This is a genomic window from Streptomyces sp. NPDC097107 (genome assembly GCF_044762405.1).
Taxonomy (GTDB): domain Bacteria; phylum Actinomycetota; class Actinomycetes; order Streptomycetales; family Streptomycetaceae; genus Streptomyces; species Streptomyces thinghirensis.
The window spans coordinates 41076-60885 of the sequence record NZ_JBIWEF010000005.1; the positions used below are offsets into that span (position 1 = coordinate 41076).

At 72.2% G+C, this 19810-nt stretch carries 18 protein-coding genes; 12 read left to right on the top strand and 6 right to left on the bottom strand.

Translation table 11 applies throughout. The features are described 5' to 3' along the window. Nucleotides 1-2: 2 nt before the first annotated feature. A complete protein-coding gene (locus ACIQ1J_RS12955) occupies nucleotides 3-1457 on the top strand; it encodes an ATP-binding protein (protein ID WP_403556723.1) in 1455 nt (484 codons plus the stop codon). On the opposite strand, the gene ACIQ1J_RS12960 is transcribed toward ACIQ1J_RS12955, so the two are convergent. Continuing rightward, nucleotides 1436-2431: a TAXI family TRAP transporter solute-binding subunit gene (locus tag ACIQ1J_RS12960; protein WP_403556725.1), complete on the bottom strand. Its 996-nt coding sequence runs from the start codon at nucleotides 2429-2431 to the stop codon at nucleotides 1436-1438. The genes ACIQ1J_RS12955 and ACIQ1J_RS12960 overlap by 22 nt on opposite strands. A gap of 108 nt (nucleotides 2432-2539) precedes the next feature. On the opposite strand from ACIQ1J_RS12960, the gene ACIQ1J_RS12965 reads away from it, so the two are divergent. Then, nucleotides 2540-2968 (top strand): MazG nucleotide pyrophosphohydrolase domain-containing protein, encoded by a 429-nt coding sequence (locus tag ACIQ1J_RS12965; protein WP_403556727.1) that lies wholly within the window; start codon nucleotides 2540-2542, stop codon nucleotides 2966-2968. Between the two features lie 153 nt (nucleotides 2969-3121). On the opposite strand, the gene ACIQ1J_RS12970 is transcribed toward ACIQ1J_RS12965, so the two are convergent. Together ACIQ1J_RS12970 and ACIQ1J_RS12975 are read right to left on the bottom strand one after the other, a co-directional pair. Further along, complete coding sequence (locus ACIQ1J_RS12970) at nucleotides 3122-4354, bottom strand: cation:proton antiporter (protein ID WP_210962780.1); 1233 nt, start codon at nucleotides 4352-4354, stop codon at nucleotides 3122-3124. Between the two features lie 4 nt (nucleotides 4355-4358). Continuing rightward, nucleotides 4359-4844, bottom strand: a complete 486-nt coding sequence (locus ACIQ1J_RS12975) for a cation:proton antiporter regulatory subunit (RefSeq protein ID WP_210962781.1) — start codon at nucleotides 4842-4844, stop codon at nucleotides 4359-4361. 102 nt (nucleotides 4845-4946) lie between these two features. On the opposite strand from ACIQ1J_RS12975, the gene ACIQ1J_RS12980 reads away from it, so the two are divergent. From ACIQ1J_RS12980 to ACIQ1J_RS12995, 4 genes are all read left to right on the top strand, one after another. Next, complete coding sequence (locus ACIQ1J_RS12980; RefSeq protein ID WP_403556729.1) at nucleotides 4947-6125, top strand: HAMP domain-containing sensor histidine kinase; 1179 nt, start codon at nucleotides 4947-4949, stop codon at nucleotides 6123-6125. Then, nucleotides 6125-6784 carry a response regulator transcription factor gene (locus ACIQ1J_RS12985; protein ID WP_210962782.1) on the top strand — a complete coding sequence of 220 codons (660 nt, stop codon included), beginning with the start codon at nucleotides 6125-6127 and terminating at the stop codon, nucleotides 6782-6784. Before ACIQ1J_RS12980 ends, ACIQ1J_RS12985 begins: the two co-directional genes overlap by 1 nt. 103 nt (nucleotides 6785-6887) lie before the next feature. Next, complete coding sequence (gene miaB / locus ACIQ1J_RS12990; protein ID WP_403556732.1) at nucleotides 6888-8405, top strand: tRNA (N6-isopentenyl adenosine(37)-C2)-methylthiotransferase MiaB; 1518 nt, start codon at nucleotides 6888-6890, stop codon at nucleotides 8403-8405. A 49-nt stretch (nucleotides 8406-8454) separates the two neighbouring features. Continuing rightward, nucleotides 8455-9177 (top strand): class III extradiol dioxygenase subunit B-like domain-containing protein, encoded by a 723-nt coding sequence (locus ACIQ1J_RS12995; protein ID WP_403556734.1) that lies wholly within the window; start codon nucleotides 8455-8457, stop codon nucleotides 9175-9177. A gap of 217 nt (nucleotides 9178-9394) precedes the next feature. Here ACIQ1J_RS12995 and ACIQ1J_RS13000 read toward each other — a convergent pair whose 3' ends face one another. Together ACIQ1J_RS13000 and ACIQ1J_RS13005 are read right to left on the bottom strand one after the other, a co-directional pair. Further along, on the bottom strand, nucleotides 9395-9700 hold the full coding sequence (locus ACIQ1J_RS13000) for an antitoxin (RefSeq protein ID WP_403556736.1): 306 nt from the start codon (nucleotides 9698-9700) through the stop codon (nucleotides 9395-9397). A 24-nt stretch (nucleotides 9701-9724) separates the two neighbouring features. Further along, on the bottom strand, nucleotides 9725-10009 hold the full coding sequence (locus ACIQ1J_RS13005; RefSeq protein ID WP_403556738.1) for a hypothetical protein: 285 nt from the start codon (nucleotides 10007-10009) through the stop codon (nucleotides 9725-9727). A gap of 183 nt (nucleotides 10010-10192) precedes the next feature. On the opposite strand from ACIQ1J_RS13005, the gene miaA reads away from it, so the two are divergent. From miaA to hflX, 6 genes are all read left to right on the top strand, one after another. Beyond that, a complete protein-coding gene (miaA, locus tag ACIQ1J_RS13010; RefSeq protein ID WP_403556740.1) occupies nucleotides 10193-11131 on the top strand; it encodes a tRNA (adenosine(37)-N6)-dimethylallyltransferase MiaA in 939 nt (312 codons plus the stop codon). A gap of 103 nt (nucleotides 11132-11234) precedes the next feature. Next, complete coding sequence (locus ACIQ1J_RS13015; RefSeq protein WP_403557181.1) at nucleotides 11235-11735, top strand: hypothetical protein; 501 nt, start codon at nucleotides 11235-11237, stop codon at nucleotides 11733-11735. Between the two features lie 121 nt (nucleotides 11736-11856). Beyond that, a complete protein-coding gene (gene dapF, locus ACIQ1J_RS13020) occupies nucleotides 11857-12726 on the top strand; it encodes a diaminopimelate epimerase (RefSeq protein WP_403556742.1) in 870 nt (289 codons plus the stop codon). Between the two features lie 230 nt (nucleotides 12727-12956). Beyond that, the gene (locus ACIQ1J_RS13025; RefSeq protein WP_403556744.1) at nucleotides 12957-15125 is read left to right on the top strand and encodes a RelA/SpoT family protein; all 2169 of its coding nucleotides are present in this window, start codon (nucleotides 12957-12959) and stop codon (nucleotides 15123-15125) included. A 160-nt stretch (nucleotides 15126-15285) separates the two neighbouring features. Next, nucleotides 15286-16812, top strand: coding sequence for a M1 family metallopeptidase (locus ACIQ1J_RS13030; protein WP_403556746.1), 1527 nt, complete (start codon nucleotides 15286-15288; stop codon nucleotides 16810-16812). 148 nt (nucleotides 16813-16960) lie between these two features. Beyond that, on the top strand, nucleotides 16961-18454 hold the full coding sequence (gene hflX, locus ACIQ1J_RS13035) for a GTPase HflX (RefSeq protein ID WP_403556748.1): 1494 nt from the start codon (nucleotides 16961-16963) through the stop codon (nucleotides 18452-18454). 82 nt (nucleotides 18455-18536) lie between these two features. Here the strand turns inward: hflX and ACIQ1J_RS13040 are convergent, their stop codons facing one another. After that, nucleotides 18537-19748 (bottom strand): trypsin-like serine peptidase, encoded by a 1212-nt coding sequence (locus ACIQ1J_RS13040; protein ID WP_403556750.1) that lies wholly within the window; start codon nucleotides 19746-19748, stop codon nucleotides 18537-18539. Nucleotides 19749-19810: the final 62 nt, after the last annotated feature.

The window sequence follows — 19810 nt, forward strand, 5'->3', positions numbered from 1 at the left end:
GGGTGAGCACACGCCTGCTCCCGCTGCTCATCGTCCTGATGGCGGCCGTTCTCCTCGCGCTCGGCGTTCCGCTCGGCGTCAGCGTCGCCCGCGCGGAGCAGCAGAAGGTCGTCATCGACCGCATAGACGACACGGCACGCTTCGCCGCGCTCGCCCAGTTCGTCACCGAGGACGTGCCGGGCGGCTCGCGACGGACGACCACGGACGAACGCCTGGAGACGCTGCAGACCGAGCTCATCAGCTACTACGAGGTCTACGGCATCGAGGCCGGCGTCTTCTACCGCAACCACATCCCCATGGCCAACGCGCCGACGACCTGGTTCCTCCCCCAGACCGGCGAGGTGCGCGACTCCTTCGACGAGGCGCTGCTCAGCCGCCGCAGTCACGACCCGCAGCAGGTATGGCCATGGGAGGACGGCCGGCTCGTGGTCGCCTCGCCGGTCATCCGGGACGGGGACGTGGTCGCGGTCGTGGTCACCGACTCGCCCACCGACTCGATGCGGTCGCGCACCCTGCGCGGCTGGCTGATCATCGGCGCCGGTGAAGTCGCCGCGATGCTGCTCGCCGTCGGCGCCGCGCTCCGGCTGACCGGATGGGTGCTCAGGCCGGTACGCGTCCTGGATGCCACGACCCACGACATCGCCACCGGGCGGCTCAAGTCCCGGGTCGCGCCGGCCGGGGGACCACCGGAGCTCAGGCGCCTGGCCGGGTCGTTCAACGAGATGGCGGACCACGTGGAGGACGTGCTGGAACAGCAGCGCGCCTTCGTCGCCGACGCCTCGCACCAGCTGCGCAACCCTCTCGCGGCGCTGCTGCTGCGTATCGAGCTGCTCGCCCTGGAACTGCCCGAGGGCAACGAGGAGATCGCCTCCGTCCAGACCGAGGGCAAGCGGCTGGCCCGGGTCCTGGACGACCTGCTCGACCTTGCGCTGGCCGAGCACAGCCAGGCGGACCTGAGTCTCACCGACATCGGCGCGCTGGCCGCCGAGCGGGTGGCGGCCTGGTCACCGACGGCCGGGGCCAAGGGCGTGCGGCTGGTGGGTGACTGCCCGCCGACCACGGGCTGGGCCGACCCGGTGACGCTGTCCAGCGCCCTGGACGCGGTCATCGACAACGCGGTGAAGTTCACGCCGGCCGACGAGACCGTCCGGGTCACGGTCGCCTCCATCGGGGACGCCACCACCGTCGTCGTCACCGACAACGGTCCCGGGCTGACCGACGAGGAGCTCGCGCGCGTGGGCGACCGTTTCTGGCGCAGCGGCCGGCACCAGAACATCAAGGGCTCCGGCCTCGGCCTGTCCATCTGCCGGGCGCTGCTCGCGGCGGGCGACGGCTCGATCCGTTTCGGCCACCACGAGCCGCACGGCCTCGAGGTGACGGTCACGGTGCCGAGGTCCGGACCGGGGACGACCGCTCCCGAGGAGCCGGAGCGGCCCTACGGCTTCACCGACCGGTAGTAGCGCCGGGCACCCTGGTGCAGCTCCAGCGGGTCGGTGTAGATCGCGGTACGCAAGTCCACCAGCTGCGCGGAGTGGACGGTCGCCCCGATGCCGTCGCGGCTGTCGAGCACCGTCCTGGTCAGCCACTCGGTGAGCCTCGGATCCATGTCCGCGCGCGTCACCAGCAGGTTGGACACCGCCATCGTGGGCACCACGGAACCGTTCTGCACGGTGGGGTACGCCGACTCCGGCATGTTGGTGGTGCGGTAGTAGCGGGTCGCGCCGCCCGACTCGTGCAGCTCGGTGACGAGGTCCTCGCCGATCGGCACGAACCGGAAGGCGGAGGTCTCCGCGATCTGCTTGAGCCCGTCCGTCGGCACGCCGCCCGACCAGAAGAACGCGTCGAGCTCTTCGCCGAGCCGCCCCGGGCCGGTGTCGATCCCGTCCGCACGGGGCGTGATGTCCTTCTCCGGGTCGATGCCCACGGCCTTCAGCAGCCGGGTGGCGATCAGCCGTACGCCCGAGTTCGGCAGCCCGATGGCCACCCGCTTGCCGCGCAGGTCGGCGACGGACTGGATGTCCGAGTCACTCGGCACCACGAGCTGCACATAGTCGTCGTAGAGGCGGGTGACACCGCGCAGCCCCTCGGCGCCGGGACGGCCGGCGATCTTGTAGGTTTCCACGGCGTCGGCCGCGGCGATCGTGAAGTCGGCCTCCCCGGACGCCACCCGCTCGACGTTCTCCTGCGAGCCCGCGCTGGTCGTCAGCCGCACCTTCAGGTCCGGCATGTCCTTGCGCAGTTCGCTGCGCAGCAGTTCGCCGTACTTCTGGTAGACGCCCGCACGCGTGCCCGTGCTGAACGTGATCGCCCCGCTCGGCGGTTTCTCGCCCAGCGGCAGCAGCCACCACAGCAGCAGCCCGAGGACGACGGCACCGGCGACCGCGCCCTGGACGGCGCGGCGTCTGCCGACACGGGAGAGCAGCGAGGACATGTGCGCGATCCTGCCAGCCCGCAACCCGGCTGACCAGGGCGGAGCTCACACGGCGACCGCGCGGGAGCGCGGCGCCTGCTGTCAGTGGCGCTCGCTACAGTCGTCGGCATGAGCTCCTCGCCCGCCGACCTGGTCCGCGCCTTCCACCTCGCCTTCGGGCTGGACGCCCGCAGCACTCCGACCGAGGTCTCCCCGCACCTGGCCGCCCACAGAGGTGAGTTGCTCGCCGAGGAGGCCGCCGAGGTCGCCGAGGTGTCGGTGACGGGCCCGCTCGACCGGCTCGCGCACGAACTGGCGGACGTGGTCTACGTCGCCTACGGCACGGCGCTCGTCCACGGCATCGACCTCGATGAAGTGATCGCCGAGATCCACCGCTCCAACATGACCAAGCTGGGCCCCGACGGCCGGGTCAGCCGCAGGGCCGACGGCAAGGTCCTCAAGGGCGACCACTACGAGGTACCGGACGTGCCGGGCGTGCTGCGCCGGCAGGGATGGGCGCCGCGGACGGCGGAGGCACAGGAGACGCCGGGCGCCTGACGGGGCCGCTGGGCGCGCGGCGGCTTTCCGCGTTCCCTGCCGCTGCCGCTGCCGCTGCCGCCGACGTACGACCGCTGCCGCCGACGTAGAAAACGACGACCCCGGCACCTGCGTACCGGGGTCGTGTCGGGTCGTACCGAGGCCGTCGCGGCGTCAGTCGCCCACCGACGCCTCCGCCCCCGCCGTCCGCGGCGTCCCGTCGGGCACGCCGCCGGGGCGGTCGGGATTGTCCCGGCGACGGAAGAGGCGGGACGCCAGCGGCTCGGTGAAGCGGGCGGTGAGGGGACCGAGGACGACCAGGATGAGGACGTAGGCCGTGGCCAGCGGCCCCAGGGACGGTTCGACACCGGCCGACACCGCGAGACCCGCGATGACGATCGAGAACTCGCCGCGTGCCACCAGCGCACCGCCCGCCCGCCAGCGGCCCTTGACGGAGATCCCGGACCGCCGCGCCGCCCAGTACCCGGTGGCGATCTTCGTCACGGCGGTGAGCAGAGCCAGTGCGAGAGCGGGCACCAGGACCGGCGGGATGCTGGCGGGATCGGTGTGCAGCCCGAAGAAGACGAAGAAGACCGCGGCGAACAGGTCCCGCAGCGGGCTCAGCAGCGTGTGCGCGCCCTCCGCGACCTCTCCGGACAGCGCGATGCCCACGAGGAACGCGCCCACGGCGGCCGACACCTGGAGCTGCTGTGCGACGCCCGCGACCAGGATGGTCAGGCCCAGCACCACCAGCAGCAGCTTCTCCGGGTCGTCGCTGGAGACGAACCGCGAGATCACCCGGCCGTAACGCAGCGCCACGAACAGCACCGCGCCCGCCGCCGCCAGCGCGACCGCCAGCGTGATGCTCCCGGTCATCAGCCCGGCACCGGCCACCAGAGCCGTGACGATCGGCAGGTACACCGCCATCGCCAGGTCCTCCAGGACCAGAACGCTGAGGATCACCGGGGTCTCGCGGTTGCCGACGCGGCCGAGGTCTCCGAGCACCTTGGCGATGACACCGGACGACGAGATCCACGTCACCCCGGCCAGCACTACGGCCGCCACCGGACTCCAGCCCAGCAGCAGTGCGGCCACCGCGCCCGGCACGGCGTTGAGCGCGCAGTCGACGAGACCGGCCGGATAGTGGGATTTCAGATTGGTGACCAGGTCGCTGGCCGTGTACTCCAGGCCCAGCATCAGCAGCAGGAGGATGACGCCGATCTCGGCGCCGGCGGCGATGAACTCCTCGCTCGCCCCGAGCGGCAGCAGGCCGCCCTCGCCGAAGGCCAGCCCGGCCAGCAGGTACAGCGGGATCGGGGAGAGGCGGTATCGGCCGGCGAACCGGCCGAGCAGCCCGAGCCCCAGAATGATGGAACCGAACTCGATCAGCAGAACCGCGGAGTGCACCGGCTCACTCCTGCCCGAGTATCGCCGCGGCCGTGTCGACGCCCTCGCGGGTGCCGATGACGATCAAGGTGTCGCCACCCACCAGCCGGAAGTCCGGCGCCGGCGACGGAATGGCCTCGGCCCGCCGCAGCACCGCGACGATGGACGCGCCGGTCTCGGTCCGCATGCACGTCTCACCGAGCAGGCGGCCGTTCCACCGGGACGTCGCGGCCACCTCGATCCGCTCCGCGACCAGCCCGAGGTCAGTGGTGTAGAGCAGGCTCGGGCTGTGGTGGGAGGGCATCAGCGCGTCGATCAGCGCGCCCGCCTCCGCGCCGGCCAGCCGAAGCGAGTGGGCGCAGGAATCGGGGTCGTCGGCCCGGTACATGTTCACCGTCCGGGTGCCGTCGCGGTGTGCCACCACCGACAGGTGCCGGTGTTCGCGGGTCACCAGGTCGTACTGGACCCCGATACCCGGCAGCGGCGTCGCCCTCAGGCGTGGAGCTGACACGAGCTTTCCCCTCATTCGTCTTGCGTCCCTTGCCGCACTTTCCGCACGTGCGTGACGTGCTCGCGGCCTCGCCATGCTGTCATCCGCACGTACGGTGGCGATATGGGTGTCGTGACGGATATACGCGGCCGGTCGCGGGCGGCGAGGGTGGTTGCGGCGGTGTCGTGCGCGAAGGCCGGGAGGAGCGGGAAGAGGACCGTGTCGCTTTTCTGGCGGATCTTCTCGCTCAACGCCGCGGGTTTGGCCATCGCCACAGGACTGCTGCTGGGACCGGTCACCGTGTCGACGCCCGTCCTGCCCGGGGAGGCGCTGGTCCTGCTGGCGGGCCTCGCGGCGCTGCTGGTCGGCAACGCGGTCGTCCTGCGCATAGGACTCACCCCGCTGCACCGGCTCGGCCGGGCGATGTCCACCGCCGACCTGCTGGTGCCAGGGGCCCGCCCGACGGTCGCCGGACCGGCCGAGGCGGCACAGCTGATCGCGACGTACAACACGATGCTGGACCGGCTCCAGGCCGAACGCGCCGCCGGAGCCGGCCGCGCCCTGCACGCCCAGGAACGCGAACGCCACCGCATCGCCCGCGAGCTCCACGACGAGGTCGGCCAGACCCTCACTGCCGTGCTCCTCCAGCTCAAGCGCGTCGCCGACCGGGTGCCCGGCGAACTGCGTGAGGAAGTGTCCCTCGCTCAGGAGGCCACCCGGGCCGGCCTCGACGAGATCCGCCGCATCGCCCGTCGCCTGCGTCCCGGTGTCCTGGAGGAGCTCGGTCTCGCCAGCGCCCTGCGCTCGCTCGCCGCCGAGTTCACGCACCACGGGCTGACCGTCCACCAGCACGTCCCCGGCGACCTGCCCCCGCTCGCCCCGGAGACGGAACTCGTGCTCTACCGGGTCGCCCAGGAGGGCCTGACCAACACCGCCCGCCATGCCGCCGCGGACCGCGCGGAGCTGAGCCTTCGCCTGCTGTCCGACGGTGTCGAACTTCTCGTACGCGACAACGGCACCGGTCTCGGCGCGGCCGCCGAGGGCGCCGGCATGCGCGGCATGCGCGAACGGGCCCTGCTGATAGGAGCCGAGATCCACTTCGCACCCGCCCCCGTACGGGGCACGGACGTACGCCTCCGCGTCCCCGCCCCGCCGGGGGGCCGGCTCGGAGACCGGGTTGCGGACGCGGTCGGGGTCCGGTCCGGAGATCGGGCCGTTGACGCGACCGGGGGCCGGTCCGCGAACCAGGCCGTGGACGCGACCGGGGACCGATCCCACGACCGAACCGGAGACCGCCCCTGATGCCCGCCCGCCCCCCGATCCGCGTCCTGCTCGCCGACGACCACACCCTCGTACGCCGCGGAGTGCGCCTCATCCTGGACGGCGAGCCGGACCTGACCGTCGTCGCCGAGGCCGGTGACGGGGCCGAGGCGGTCGCCGCGGCGCGGGCCACCGAGGTGGACCTGGCCGTCCTGGACGTCGCGATGCCCCGCATGACCGGCCTCCAGGCGGCCCGCGAGCTCTCCCGCCGCCTGCCCGAGCTGCGCATCCTCATCCTGACGATGTACGACAACGAGCAGTACTTCTTCGAGGCCCTCAAGGCCGGTGCCTGCGGATACGTCCTCAAGTCCGTCGCCGACCGCCACCTGGTCGAGGCGTGCCGGGCGGCCGTTCGCGACGAGCCGTTCATCTATCCCGGTGCGGAACGGGCCCTGGTCCGCTCCTACCTGGACCGCCTGCACGGCGGCGGCGGCCTGCCCGAGCGACCCATCACCGAGCGCGAGGAGGAGATCCTCAAGCTCGTCGCCGAGGGCCACACCTCCAAGGAGATCGGCGAGCTGCTGTTCATCAGCGCCAAGACCGTCGAACGCCACCGCGCCAACCTCCTCCAGAAGCTGGGCGCCCGCGACCGCCTGGAGCTCACCCGGTACGCGATCCGCGCGGGCCTCATCGAGCCCTGACCGCCGGCTCCGGTCACCGGCTCCGACCAGCTCTGACCAGCACCGACTGCGGTTGTCCACAGGCGGCCCGGGCCATCGCCGCCGACCGCCTACCCTTATTGCCATGAGCAGCATCGACCGGAGCCAGTCAGTGGGCGGCACGCGCACCTATGAAGTCCGCACCTACGGGTGCCAGATGAACGTCCACGACTCCGAGCGATTGTCCGGCCTGCTGGAGGACGCGGGCTACGTCCGCGCCCCCGAGAGCGCCGACGGCGACGCGGACGTCGTCGTCTTCAACACCTGCGCCGTACGGGAGAACGCCGACAACAAGCTGTACGGCAACCTCGGCCACCTCGCGCCGAAGAAGGCGAGCCGCCCCGGGATGCAGATCGCGGTCGGCGGCTGCCTGGCACAGAAGGACCGCGACACCATCGTGAAGCGGGCCCCCTGGGTGGACGTCGTCTTCGGCACGCACAACATCGGCAAGCTGCCGGTGCTGCTGGAGCGCGCCCGAGTGCAGGAGGAGGCGCAGGTCGAGATCGCCGAGTCCCTGGAGGCGTTCCCGTCCACGCTGCCGACCCGGCGCGAGAGCGCCTACGCGGCCTGGGTCTCCATCTCCGTCGGCTGCAACAACACCTGCACCTTCTGCATCGTCCCGGCGCTGCGCGGCAAGGAGAAGGACCGGCGTCCCGGCGACATCCTCGCCGAGGTCGAGGCCCTGGTGGCCGAGGGCGTCTCCGAGATCACCCTCCTCGGGCAGAACGTCAACGCCTACGGCTCCGACATCGGCGACCGCGAGGCCTTCAGCAAGCTGCTGCGCGCCTGCGGCAACATCGAAGGCCTGGAGCGCGTCCGCTTCACCTCTCCGCACCCGCGCGACTTCACCGACGACGTGATCGCCGCCATGGCCGAGACGCCGAACGCGATGCCGCAGCTGCACATGCCGCTCCAGTCCGGTTCCGACCCGGTCCTGAAGGCCATGCGCCGCTCCTACCGCCAGGACCGCTACCTGGGCATCATCGAGAAGGTGCGGGCCGCCATCCCGCATGCGGCGATCACGACCGACATCATCGTGGGCTTCCCGGGCGAGACCGAGGAAGACTTCGAGCAGACCCTGCACGTGGTGCGCGAGGCCCGGTTCGCCCAGGCCTTCACCTTCCAGTACTCCAAGCGGCCCGGCACCCCGGCCGCCGAGATGGACGACCAGATCCCCAAGGCGGTCGTCCAGGAGCGCTACGAGCGTCTCGTCGCCCTCCAGGAGGAGATCTCCTGGGAGGAGAACAAGAAGCAGGTCGGCCGCACCCTGGAGCTGATGGTCGCCGAGGGCGAGGGCCGTAAGGACGGCGCCACCCACCGCCTCTCCGGCCGCGCCCCCGACAACCGCCTGGTGCACTTCACCAAGCCCGACCAGGAGGTGCGCCCGGGCGACGTGGTGACGGTCGAGATCACCTACGCCGCTCCGCACCACCTCCTCGCCGAGGGCGAGGCGCTCGGTGTGCGTCGCACGCGCGCGGGCGACGCCTGGGAGAAGCGCAACTCGGCCGAGCACACCAAGCCCGTGGGCGTGATGCTGGGCCTGCCGAAGATCGGCGTTCCCGAGCCCCAGCCCGCCGTGGCGAGCGGCTGCGGCTGCGACTGACCGCAGGGCGTACGACGGCGGACGGTGGTACGGGGCTACGCTGCCGATCATGCTTGTCGCCGCCGCTGTCTGTCCCTGCCCGCCGCTCCTCGTGCCGGAGGTGGCCGCGGGCGCCGCACCCGAGCTGGACGTCGCGCGTGCCGCCTGCACGGACGCGCTGGGCGTGCTCGCCGCGGCCCGGCCCGACCGGCTCGTCGTGGTCGGGCCCGCCGACGGCACCGGACCCGAGGTCTATCCGCAGGGCACGCGGGGCTCGTTCCGCGGGTTCGGTGTGGAGCTGGACGTGCGCCTGGGCCCGGACCGCTGTGCGGCGCCGGAGCGGACCGGTCGCGAGCTGCCGTACGGGTTCGCCGTGGGCGCCTGGCTGCTCGGACGGACCGGGTGGGCCGACGCCCCCGTCGAGGGCGCCGGTGTGGGGGAGGCCCTTCCCGCCGATCGCTGCGCGGCGCTGGGCCGGGACGTCGCCGCGCGGGCCGGGCGGATCGCGCTGCTGGTGCTGGGCGACGCCAGCGCGTGCCGCACGCTCAAGGCCCCCGGGTACCTCGACGAGCGGGCGGCGCCCTTCGACGCGGAGGTGGGACGCGCGCTGGGCACGGCGGACGTGACGGCCCTCGCGGCCCTGGACGCCGCGCTGGCCCGCGAACTGAAGGTGTCCGGCCGGGCGCCCTGGCAGGTCCTCGCGGGCGCGGCCGAGGACACGGCTCTCGCCGGCACGCTGCTGTATGAGGACGCGCCGTACGGGGTGGGGTACGTCGTGGCCACCTGGTCGTAGGAGGTCGGCCGCGGTACACCTGCCACGCATGGGCCGGCGGACGGCGGCGGGCGGGACACCTGCCACGCATGGGCCGGCGGACGGCGGCGGGCGGGACACCTGCCACGCATGGGCCGGCGGACGGCGGCGGGCGGGACACCCGCCACGCGCGAGCCGGCGGACGGCCCGGAGCTGATCCGCTCGTGACCGTCCGCCGATGTGCCGGTGACCGCCCGCGTCAGGAAGCCGGAGGCGGCCCGGCCGGCGGGGTGCCGCCCGAGGCGCTGCCACCCGGGGTGCCGGGCGTGTGGCCGCCGCCGTTCGTGCCGTCGGCGTCCTTGTGGGCGAGGCGGTCCATGGCGCCCTTCGCCTTGCCCGTGCCCGTCTGGATCCGGTCGCTGTACTTGCCCTTGGTCCTCTCGTCGACGGTCTTCGCCACCTTGTCGAGACCGCGGTCGATCTTGTCGCCGTGCTGCTGCGCGAGGTCGGAGACCTTGCCCTTCGCCGGTCCCAGTTTGGCCTTCAAATTGTCCAGCAGACCCATGGTTCGCCTTCCCTCACGGGGCAGTCAGGTGCGGGCGCCCTTGTCGGCCTCGTTGTCGACGGCCTCCCCGGCGGACTGCTGCTTGGGGATGCCGACGCTCTCCGAGTCGGCGGACTCGTCGGCCCCGGCGGACTCGTCGGCCTCCGCCGGCTGTGCCGTGTTCCGGGGCCCGGCTTCGGTCGATTCCGCGGCCTCTGCCGCGTTCGCCTCCGCCGCGCGCCCGGGCTCCGGGGTATCGGCCGACGCCGCGGCGGCCGACGCCTCCTCCGTGGTCTTCGACCTCCGAAAAAGCCGTGCAAAAACGCCCATATCAACTCCATACGTTACTCGTGCGGGCGAAATCCCGCGGCATCCGGTGCGTCCGTTTGCGTGGCCGGGGCCGTGGCCCCGGTGGTCCGGGGCGCGGGAACCTCGCAACGGGCAACGATCCCGGCCCCGCACCGTCACGTAACTCGTTCGAGGGCCGGGCGAGAGGTTTGCGAGACTGGTGCGGTGAGCAGCGCACCCCCCGCCCCCCGCGTCATCGCCGTAGTCGGACCCACCGCGGCCGGAAAGTCCGATCTGGGCGTCTTCCTGGCCGAGAGGCTCGGCGGTGAGGTCGTCAACGCCGACTCCATGCAGCTCTACCGTGGGATGGACATCGGCACCGCCAAACTGACGCCCGAGGAACGCGGTGGTGTCCCGCACCACCTGCTCGACATCTGGGACGTGACGGTCACCGCGTCCGTCGCCGAGTACCAGCGGCTCGCGCGGGAGCGGATCGACGCGCTGCTCGCCGAGGGGCGCTGGCCGGTCCTCGTCGGCGGCTCCGGCCTCTACGTCCGCGGGGCCGTCGACAACCTGGAGTTCCCCGGCACCGACCCCGAGGTAAGGGCTCGGCTGGAGGAGGAGCTCGCAGTGCGGGGCCCCGGGGCGCTGCACGCCCGTCTCGCCGCTGCCGACCCGGAGGCCGGGCGGGCCATCCTGCCCAGCAACGGGCGCCGGATCGTGCGCGCCCTGGAGGTGATCGAGATCACCGGCAAGCCCTTCACCGCCAACCTCCCCGGCCACGACCCCGTCTACGACACCGTGCAGATCGGCGTCGACGTGGCGCGCCCCGAACTGGACGAGCGCATCGCCCACCGCGTCGACCGGATGTGGGAGGCGGGTCTGGTCGAGGAAGTACGCGCACTGGAGGCGCAGGGGTTGCGCGAGGGGCGTACGGCGTCGCGCGCGCTCGGCTACCAGCAGGTGCTCGCGGCGCTCGCCGGGGAGTGCACGCTGGACGAGGCGCGGGGCGAGACCGTCCGTGCCACCAAACGCTTCGCGCGCCGTCAGGATTCGTGGTTCAGGCGCGATCCGCGGGTGCACTGGTTGAGTGGGGCTGTGGCGGATCGCACGGAACTTCCGCAGCTCGCCCTGTCATTGGTCGAACGACCGGTTACAGCCTGATCACGTGATGGCATCGGGACGCCCCGGCCGTCATCCGGGCCTTCGGCGGCGTGCCATCATCGAGCTTCGATCGACCGAGTCCTAGTTGGGAGGGCGCGTGGCGATGGAGGCCGGCCCTCGCGACACCGCACCGAGCACCGAGCACGGCACCGCCGACCACGGCGGACCGGAGCCGGACGGAGCCGGTCTGAGCCCCGACGGCCCCGACGAGACGCCGGAGGGTGTGGCGGCCGACGGCCCCGATCCCGACGAGATGTACGGGGACGAGGTCGAGGTCGAGCTGCGTCCGCAGCGACGGCTGCGCATCTGGCAGCTCGCGCCCATCGTGTGCCTGGCCGCGGTCGGCTCGCTGATGTTCGCCTTCCCGCTCGCCTTCGACTTCGGCGACAGCGGCGCCGTGATCGCGATGCTGGGGCTGCTGATCTGCTCCTGCGCGGCCGGCTGGGGCATGATGGCCGCCCGCCGGGTCGGCTACACCTGGCCGGGCCTGCCGCAGTGCGGATCGGGGCGCCGTGCCGACTGGCGGATGATCCTCGTGTACGCCCTGGCGGTCGCGGCCGTCGTCGTCCTCGCCGTGTGGCGGGTGGCCCGCCTGCGGGGCTGACACGAGCCCACTGGCGCGGGGCCCGCGTGAGTGTCCCACGTGCGCGTGCCCGGGTCCGAGCACGGCCGCCCCTCGTTCACTGCCTCGCCGTCCTGTCGTACCGACCCCGTACGATCGAGGAATGAGCACGCGGATCGCCTTCCTCAAGGGTCACGGCACCGAGAACGACTTCGTGATCGTCCCCGACCCGGAGAACGCCATCGACCTGCCCCCGGCGGCCGTCGCCGCCCTGTGCGACCGTCGCGCGGGCATCGGCGGCGACGGACTGCTGCACGTGGTGCGGTCCGCGGCGCACCCCGAGGCCAAGGACATGGCGGCCGAGGCGGAGTGGTTCATGGACTACCGCAACGGCGACGGATCGGTCGCGGAGATGTGCGGCAACGGCGTGCGGGTCTTCGCGCGCTGTCTCCAGCGCGCCGGGCACGCCACCGAGGGCGATCTCACCATCGCCACGCGCGGGGGCGTGAAGCGCGTCCACCTCGCGAAGAACGGCGACGTGACCGTAGGCATGGGCCGCGCGCTGCTCCCCGAGGGCGACGTCGTGGTGAGCGTCGACGGGCGCAGCTGGCCCGCGCGGAACGTGAACATGGGCAATCCGCACGCGGTCGCCTTCGTCGCCGACCTCGCCCACGCGGGCGACCTGTACTCCCCGCCGGCCCACGAGCCCGCCACCGCCTACCCGGACGGTGTCAACGTCGAGTTCGTCGTCGACCGCGGTCCCCGTCACGTCGCGATGCGGGTGCACGAGCGCGGCTCCGGGGAGACCCGTTCCTGCGGCACGGGCGCCTGCGCCGTCGCGGTCGCCACCGCCCGCAGGGACGGCGCCGACCCGGCGGTCACCGGCGCCCCGGCGACGTACACGGTCGACGTGCCCGGCGGCACCCTGGTGATCACCGAGCGTCCCGACGGCGAGATCGAGATGACGGGCCCCGCCGTGATCGTCGCCACGGGAGAGTTCGACTCCGCATGGCTGGAAGGGGTACTCGCCTGAACCACGACCCGATGAACCACAGCCCGGTCCATGACACTCAGTGCGAAACGTAAACCCTCGGACCATCGCTCGAATGGGTGATCCGTTTCACGCTTGGCGAGAGGCGGTCGGCCGCACGTGATGGGCTCGATAGCATCAAGCACCGGCCCGGACGGGGGACCAACACCATCCCCTGAGCCGTGTCCGCCCTGGGATACCCCGTCCGCCGGTCCGTGCAGCCGGAGGTGCCCATGAATGCGGAGGCCGTGAATCCAGCGAGCCCAGGCCCTGTGACGCCCGCGGTCAACGGCGCCGTCGCGCCGGCGGCGCCCCGCAGGAAGGCCCGCCCCCGGATCGACCTGCGCCGCCTGGGCCGCGCCGCACTGCTCGGCTCGGCCACCCGAGGCCGGCTGCCCGACGCCATCGGCCACGTCGTCGAGGCACACCGCGCCCATCACCCCGACGCCGACCTCGACCCGCTGCGCCGCGCCTACGTGCTGGCCGAGTCCTCGCACCGCGGCCAGATGCGCAAGAGCGGCGAGCCGTACATCACCCACCCGCTCGCCGTGACCCTGATCCTCGCCGAGCTCGGCGCGGAGACCACCACGCTCACCGCCTCCCTCCTCCACGACACCGTCGAGGACACCGAGGTGACCCTCGACCAGGTCGGCGAGCAGTTCGGCGCCGAGGTCCGCTACCTGGTCGACGGCGTCACCAAGCTGGAGAAGGTCGACTACGGCGCCGCCGCCGAGCCCGAGACCTTCCGCAAGATGCTCCTCGCCACCGGCAACGACGTCCGCGTGATGTCGATCAAACTCGCCGACCGGCTCCACAACATGCGCACCCTCGGCGTCATGCGCCGGGAGAAACAGGAGCGCATCGCCAAGGTGACCCGGGACGTGCTCATCCCGCTCGCCGAACGGCTCGGCGTACAGGCGCTCAAGTCCGAGCTGGAGGACCTCGTCTTCGCGGTCATGCATCCCGAGGAGTACGCGTACACGCGGGAGTTGGTCGACGAGAACGCGGCCCGCGCGGACAACCCGCTCACCGCGGTAGCCGACGAGGTGCGCAAAGTGCTGCGCGAGGCCGACATCAGCGCCGAAGTCCTCATCCGGCCGCGCCACTTCGTCTCCGTGCACCGGGTCTCCCGCAAGCGCGGCCCGCTCGGCGGCGCGGACTTCGGCCGCCTCCTGGTGCTCGTGCAGGAGGACGCCGACTGCTACGCCGTCCTCGGGGAACTGCACACCTGCATGACGCCCGTCGTATCGGAGTTCAAGGACTTCATCGCCGTACCCAAGTTCAACCTGTACCAGTCGCTGCACACCGCGGTGGCCCGCGCACAGGACGGTCAGGTCGTCGAGGTCCTCATCCGCACCCACCAGATGCACAAGGTCGCCGAGGCGGGTGTCGTCGCGCTCGGCAATCCCTACGCCCCGCCGGCGGAGGAGCAGGCCGCGGGTGACGGCGAGCGCGCGGACCCGACCCGGCCCGGCTGGCTCTCCCGGCTGCTCGACTGGCAGCGGGGCGCTCCCGACCCCGACACCTTCTGGTCCACCCTCCGCGCGGACCTCGCCCAGGACCGCGAGATCACCGTCTTCCGGCCCGACGGCGGCACCCTCGGTCTGCCCGAGGGCGCGACCTGCGTGGACGCCGCGTACGCCCAGTACGGCGAGGACGCGCACGCATGCATGGGCGCCCGGGTGAACGGCCGCCTGGCGACCATGAGCACGGTGCTGCGGGACGGTGACAGCGTGCAGCTCCTGATGGGCCAGGACCCCGCCTCCGAGCCCTCCAGGGAGTGGCTGGAACACGCGCACACGGCTGCCGCGCGGATCGCCATCCAGCGCCGGCTCGCGACCCACCCCGCGCAGCCGCCCGCCGAAGCGGAGGAGACGTCCCGCGGTCCCGCAGCCGGCGACGCACCCGTCTCGCGCCCGGCGTCCGACGGACCGGCCGCCCGCCCCGCCTCCGCCGACGTCCTCGTCGACCCGCCGGGCGCGACCGTAAGGCTGGCCGGCTGCTGCACCCCCGTACCGCCCGACGAGATCACCGGCTTCGCGGTGCGCGGGGGAGTGGTGACCGTGCACCGCGCGGGGTGCGCGGTGGTGGCGCGGATGAAAAGCGCGGGGCGCGCGGAGGTCGGGGTGCGCTGGGGGGCGAGCACGCAGTGCCGGGTCACCCTGCTCGCCGAATCGTTCGGCCGCCCGCACCTCCTGGCCGACCTCACGGAGGCCATGGCGGTCGAAGGCGCCGAGATCGTCTCCGCGACGGTCGAACCCCCCGACCGACAGCGGGTCCGCCACACCTACACCGTCCTGCTCCCGGACGCCGCCCGACTGCCCGCCCTCATGCGCGCGATGCGCGACGTGGCCGGGGTGTACGACGTGAGCAGAGCACAGCCGCAGACCACGGGAGTGTGAGCCGTACGCGGGCCGGTCAGTTCGGGCCGGCCATACGCGGACTGGTTGTGTCCGGGCCGGCCGTACGTCGGCGGAGCGTCGGCCGCCGGGACGTACCCGTTCGGGTGCTCCGGGCGCGCGCCGTCGCCGCAGCGTCCGCACGCGCTGATAGCCGTGGGGGATGCTGCACACCCCTCAGACCCCGACTCCGCTGTCCCGCGCGTGGTCCCGCCGCCGGTTTCGGGCCGCTGCGCTGCTCGCCTCGGCCGTCTCCGTCTGCCTGGTCGCCGCGAGTGCCCCGCCGACCCCCCTGGGCATCGGCGACCGCCTCTTCCCGCACCTGGGCAACCCCGGCTACGACGTGACGGCCTACGACCTGTCCTTCACCTATTCCGGCAGCAACAGCGAGCCGCTGAAGGCCGTCACCACCATCGACGCCCGGACGACGGCCGGCCTGGACCGGCTCAACCTCGACTTCGCGCACGGCAAGGTCGACTCCGTCGAGGTCGACGGTGAGCCCGCCGGCTTCGCCACGGCCGGCGAGGACCTCGTCGTCACGCCGGAGGACACGCTCGACAAGGGCGACCGGACGAGGATCACCGTGCGGCACACCAGCGACCCCGTGTACCCCGAGGACCGCGAGGGCGGCTGGGTGCGCACCGCCGACGGCCTGGCCATGGCCAACCAGGCCGATGTCGCACACCTGGTGTTCCCCTGCAACGACCACCCCTCCGACAAGGCGCGCTTCACCATCAGCGTGACCGCCCCCGACGGACTCACGGCCGTCGCCAACGGCCTGCCGACGGACGTGGACCGGGTCGGCGGAGTGACCACCTGGACGTACCGCACCCAGCACCCCATGGCCACGGAGCTGGCCCAGGTGTCCATCGGCCGCTCCACGGTCCTGCACCGCACCGGTCCGCACGGACTCCCCGTCCGGGACGTGGTGCCGACGAAGCACCGCGCGGCGCTCGAACCGTGGCTGGAGAAGACCCCCGACCAGATCACCTGGATGGAGAACAAGGTCGGGCGCTACCCCTTCGAGACGTACGGCCTGCTCATGGCAGACGCCACCACCGGCTTCGAACTGGAGACCCAGACGCTCTCCCTCTTCGAGCGAGAGCTGTTCACCGAGCCCGTCTACCCCGCGTGGTACGTCGAGTCGATCATGGTGCACGAGCTGGCCCACCAGTGGTTCGGCAACAGCGTCAGCCCGGGCACCTGGTCCGACCTGTGGCTCAACGAGGGACACGCCACCTGGTACGAGGCTCTGTACGCGGAGGAGAGCGCGGACAAGCCCATGGCGGCGCGCATGAAGGCCGCCTACGGCGCCTCCGACCGCTGGCGCACGGCGGGCGGACCGCCGGCCGCGCCGAAGCCGCCGAAGAACGGCAGCAAAACCGGAATCTTCCGCTCCAACGTGTACGACGGTGCCGCCCTCGTGCTCTACGCCCTGCGCCAGGAGATCGGCCGCCCCGCCTTCGAGCGCCTCGAACGGGCCTGGGTCACCCGCCACCAGGACGGCACCGCGACGACCGCCGACTTCGTCCGGCTCGCCTCCGAGATCTCCGGCCGCGACCTGGGCGACTTCTTCCGGGCCTGGCTGTACGGCGAGAAGACCCCGCCCATGCCCGGCCACCCGGACTGGAAGCCGACGGCGACCGACCAGGCGCCGGCGGCCGCCACCGGGAAGGCGCACGGGGAATAAGCCGATGACGAGACGGCCCGTGCCGTGCGACCATCTTCGGGACGGCACGGCAGGGGTCGCGGGAATCTCCCCGGCGGCTCGTGCGTTGTCCGGAGTGTCGCGGTGTCAGTGCCGCGCGCGATTCCGTTCCCAGCTGCGTAAGGATCCAATGACCTCCTCTTCTTCCCCCTCCCAGGACACCAAGCGTCTCGAGCAGACCTATCCCGAGGGCCTCCGGGCCGATGCCCTGATGGAAGAGGACGTCGCCTGGAGCAAGGACACCGACCCGAAGTGGGACGGCGAGCAGTTCGACCGCTCCGACCGCGCGGCACTGCGCCGCGTGGCGGGCCTCTCCACCGAGCTCGAGGACGTCACCGAGGTCGAGTACCGCCAGCTCCGCCTGGAGCGGGTCGTCCTCGTCGGCGTCTGGACGTCGGGCACCGTGCACGACGCGGAGAACTCGCTGGCCGAGCTGGCCGCCCTCGCGGAGACGGCGGGCGCGCTCGTGCTCGACGGCGTCATCCAGCGCCGCGACAAGCCCGACGCCGCCACCTACATCGGCTCCGGAAAGGCCCAGGAGCTGCGGGACGTCGTCCTCGACACGGGCGCCGACACCGTCATCTGCGACGGCGAGCTGAGCCCGGGACAGCTGATCCACCTCGAGGACGTCGTCAAGGTCAAGGTCATCGACCGTACGGCCCTGATTCTGGACATCTTCGCCCAGCACGCCAAGTCCCGAGAGGGCAAGGCGCAGGTCGCGCTCGCGCAGATGCAGTACATGCTGCCGCGGCTGCGCGGCTGGGGTCAGTCGCTGTCCCGGCAGATGGGCGGCGGCAAGGGCGGCGGCCTCGCCACCCGTGGCCCCGGTGAGACCAAGATCGAGACGGACCGGCGGCGGATCCGCGAGAAGATGGCGAAGATGCGCCGTGAGATCGCGGAGATGAAAACCGGCCGCGAGATCAAGCGCCAGGAGCGCAAGCGCCACAAGGTGCCGTCCGTCGCCATCGCGGGCTACACCAACGCGGGCAAGTCCTCGCTGCTCAACCGCCTCACGGGCGCGGGCGTGCTGGTGGAGAACGCGCTGTTCGCCACCCTCGACCCGACCGTGCGCCGCGCGGAGACGCCGAGCGGACGGCTGTACACCCTGGCGGACACCGTCGGATTCGTCCGGCACCTGCCGCACCACCTGGTCGAGGCGTTCCGCTCCACGATGGAGGAGGTCGGCGAATCCGACCTGATCCTGCACGTGGTGGACGGTTCGCACCCGGCTCCGGAGGAGCAGCTGGCCGCCGTGCGCGAGGTGATCAGGGACGTCGGCGCCACCGCCGTACCCGAGATCGTCGTGATCAACAAGGCCGACATGGCGGACCCGTTGGTGCTCCAGCGGTTGCTGCGGGTCGAGAAGCGGTCCATCGCGGTCTCGGCGCGCACCGGCCGGAACATCGACGAGCTGCTCGCGCTGATCGACAACGAGCTGCCGCGTCCCTCGGCGGAGATCGAGGCGCTCGTGCCGTACACCCGCGGCAAGCTGGTCGCCCGTGCCCATGACGAGGGCGAGGTGATCTCCGAGGAGCACACCTCGGAGGGCACCCTGCTCAAAGTACGGGTGCATGAGGAACTGGCGGCGGAGCTCACGCCGTACGTTCCGGCCCCGCTCGCCTGACGCTCAGGCGCACAGCGACGACGAGGGCCCGCCCCCTGCCGGCAGGGGGCGGGCCCTCAACGCGTGCGGGTCCGTGTGCGTGTCAGCGACCGCCGTACGTCTTGCTCATGTCCTGGTACATCGCCTCCGCCTCCCGGCCCAGCTGCGGACCCGCCAGCCAGGTGTTCTCCAGAGGGCCGATCGAGGTGTTCGAGACCAGCTTGGTCTCGCCGTCCACCACCCGGAACCAGCCACCGCCGGACGAACCGCCGGTCATGGTGCAGCCGATGCGGTACATCGTCGGCAGCGACGGGCCCAGCGACAGCCGGCCGGGCCGGTCCACGCACTTGAACATCTGCAGGCCGTTGTACGGCGCGGCGGCCGGGTAGCCCCAGGCGCCCATGCTGGCGACCTCCGTCGCGGAGGGGGCGGAGAAGTCCACCTCCAGCGCGGCGCCCACCGTCTCCTCCAGGGACTTGCCGCCCTGCTCCGGCTTCACGTGCAGCACCGAGTAGTCGTGCGCGGCGCCGTCGCCGCCGTCCTCCGCGCCGCCCTGGATCCACTGGTTGGAGGTCGAGGCCCAGTCGGCCCACCAGGTGCCGTACGGGGCCATCTCGGTGGTCGTCGCGCCCGCCAGTTCCGCCTCGGACTTGCCGAGGTCGTTGTACGAGGGCACGAAGGCGATGTTGCGGTACCAGCCGCCGCTGCCGCCGGCGTGCACGCAGTGGCCCGCCGTCCACACCAGGTTGGACCTGCCCGGGTTGTTCGCGTCCTTGATGACGGTGCCGGAGCAGACCATCGACCCCTCGGGGGAGTCGAAGAAGACCTTGCCGACCGGGGCCGCGTTGTCGTGGTACGGCGTCTTCTCGGCCACGGCCTCGACGGGCGCCGGCTCCGGGTCGGTGGTGCCCTGGTCGGCGGCGGTGTCCTTGGTGGTGACGGTCTTGTCGGCCTCGGTCGCGGACTGCATCCGGTCCGGCTCCCACAGGCCCTCGATCACCGGGTTGACGAAGTCCTTGGCCTCAGTGAGCCACTTGTCCTTGTCCCAGTCCTTCCAGCCGCCGTCCTTCCACTGGTCGACGTCGATGCCGTGCTCCTTGAGCCGGTCCGCGAGGCCGGCCGGGACCTCGACCTTGCCGTCACCGCCGGCGTCGGCGGCCTGCGAAGTGCCGCCGCCGGGCTTGGCGTCGGCCTCGTCCTTCTCCGAGCCGCCACAGGCGGCCGCGGTGAGCGCCAGGGCGGCGACGAGACCGGTGGCGGCGAGCGCGGTGCGCCGCCGGTGCCGCGGAGCGGCGGACGGTGGTGTGGAACGCATGGTGGGTCGACCCCCGTTGATACGTATGAACGCTGAAACGTACAGCTGCTGAAACGTATGGA

Bases quoted from the DNA above. Each gene is read 5' to 3' on its own strand.
- ACIQ1J_RS12960 (WP_403556725.1), bottom strand. From the start codon at position 2,431: ATGTCCTCGCTGCTCTCCCGTGTCGGCAGACGCCGCGCCGTCCAGGGC.
- ACIQ1J_RS12965 (WP_403556727.1), top strand. From the start codon at position 2,540: ATGAGCTCCTCGCCCGCCGACCTGGTCCGCGCCTTCCACCTCGCCTTC.
- ACIQ1J_RS12980 (WP_403556729.1), top strand. From the start codon at position 4,947: ATGGGTGTCGTGACGGATATACGCGGCCGGTCGCGGGCGGCGAGGGTG.
- ACIQ1J_RS12985 (WP_210962782.1), top strand. From the start codon at position 6,125: ATGCCCGCCCGCCCCCCGATCCGCGTCCTGCTCGCCGACGACCACACC.
- miaB (WP_403556732.1), top strand. From the start codon at position 6,888: ATGAGCAGCATCGACCGGAGCCAGTCAGTGGGCGGCACGCGCACCTAT.
- ACIQ1J_RS12995 (WP_403556734.1), top strand. From the start codon at position 8,455: ATGCTTGTCGCCGCCGCTGTCTGTCCCTGCCCGCCGCTCCTCGTGCCG.
- ACIQ1J_RS13000 (WP_403556736.1), bottom strand. From the start codon at position 9,700: ATGGGTCTGCTGGACAATTTGAAGGCCAAACTGGGACCGGCGAAGGGC.
- ACIQ1J_RS13005 (WP_403556738.1), bottom strand. From the start codon at position 10,009: ATGGGCGTTTTTGCACGGCTTTTTCGGAGGTCGAAGACCACGGAGGAG.
- ACIQ1J_RS13015 (WP_403557181.1), top strand. From the start codon at position 11,235: ATGGAGGCCGGCCCTCGCGACACCGCACCGAGCACCGAGCACGGCACC.
- dapF (WP_403556742.1), top strand. From the start codon at position 11,857: ATGAGCACGCGGATCGCCTTCCTCAAGGGTCACGGCACCGAGAACGAC.
- ACIQ1J_RS13025 (WP_403556744.1), top strand. From the start codon at position 12,957: ATGAATGCGGAGGCCGTGAATCCAGCGAGCCCAGGCCCTGTGACGCCC.
- ACIQ1J_RS13030 (WP_403556746.1), top strand. From the start codon at position 15,286: ATGCTGCACACCCCTCAGACCCCGACTCCGCTGTCCCGCGCGTGGTCC.
- hflX (WP_403556748.1), top strand. From the start codon at position 16,961: ATGACCTCCTCTTCTTCCCCCTCCCAGGACACCAAGCGTCTCGAGCAG.
- ACIQ1J_RS13040 (WP_403556750.1), bottom strand. From the start codon at position 19,748: ATGCGTTCCACACCACCGTCCGCCGCTCCGCGGCACCGGCGGCGCACC.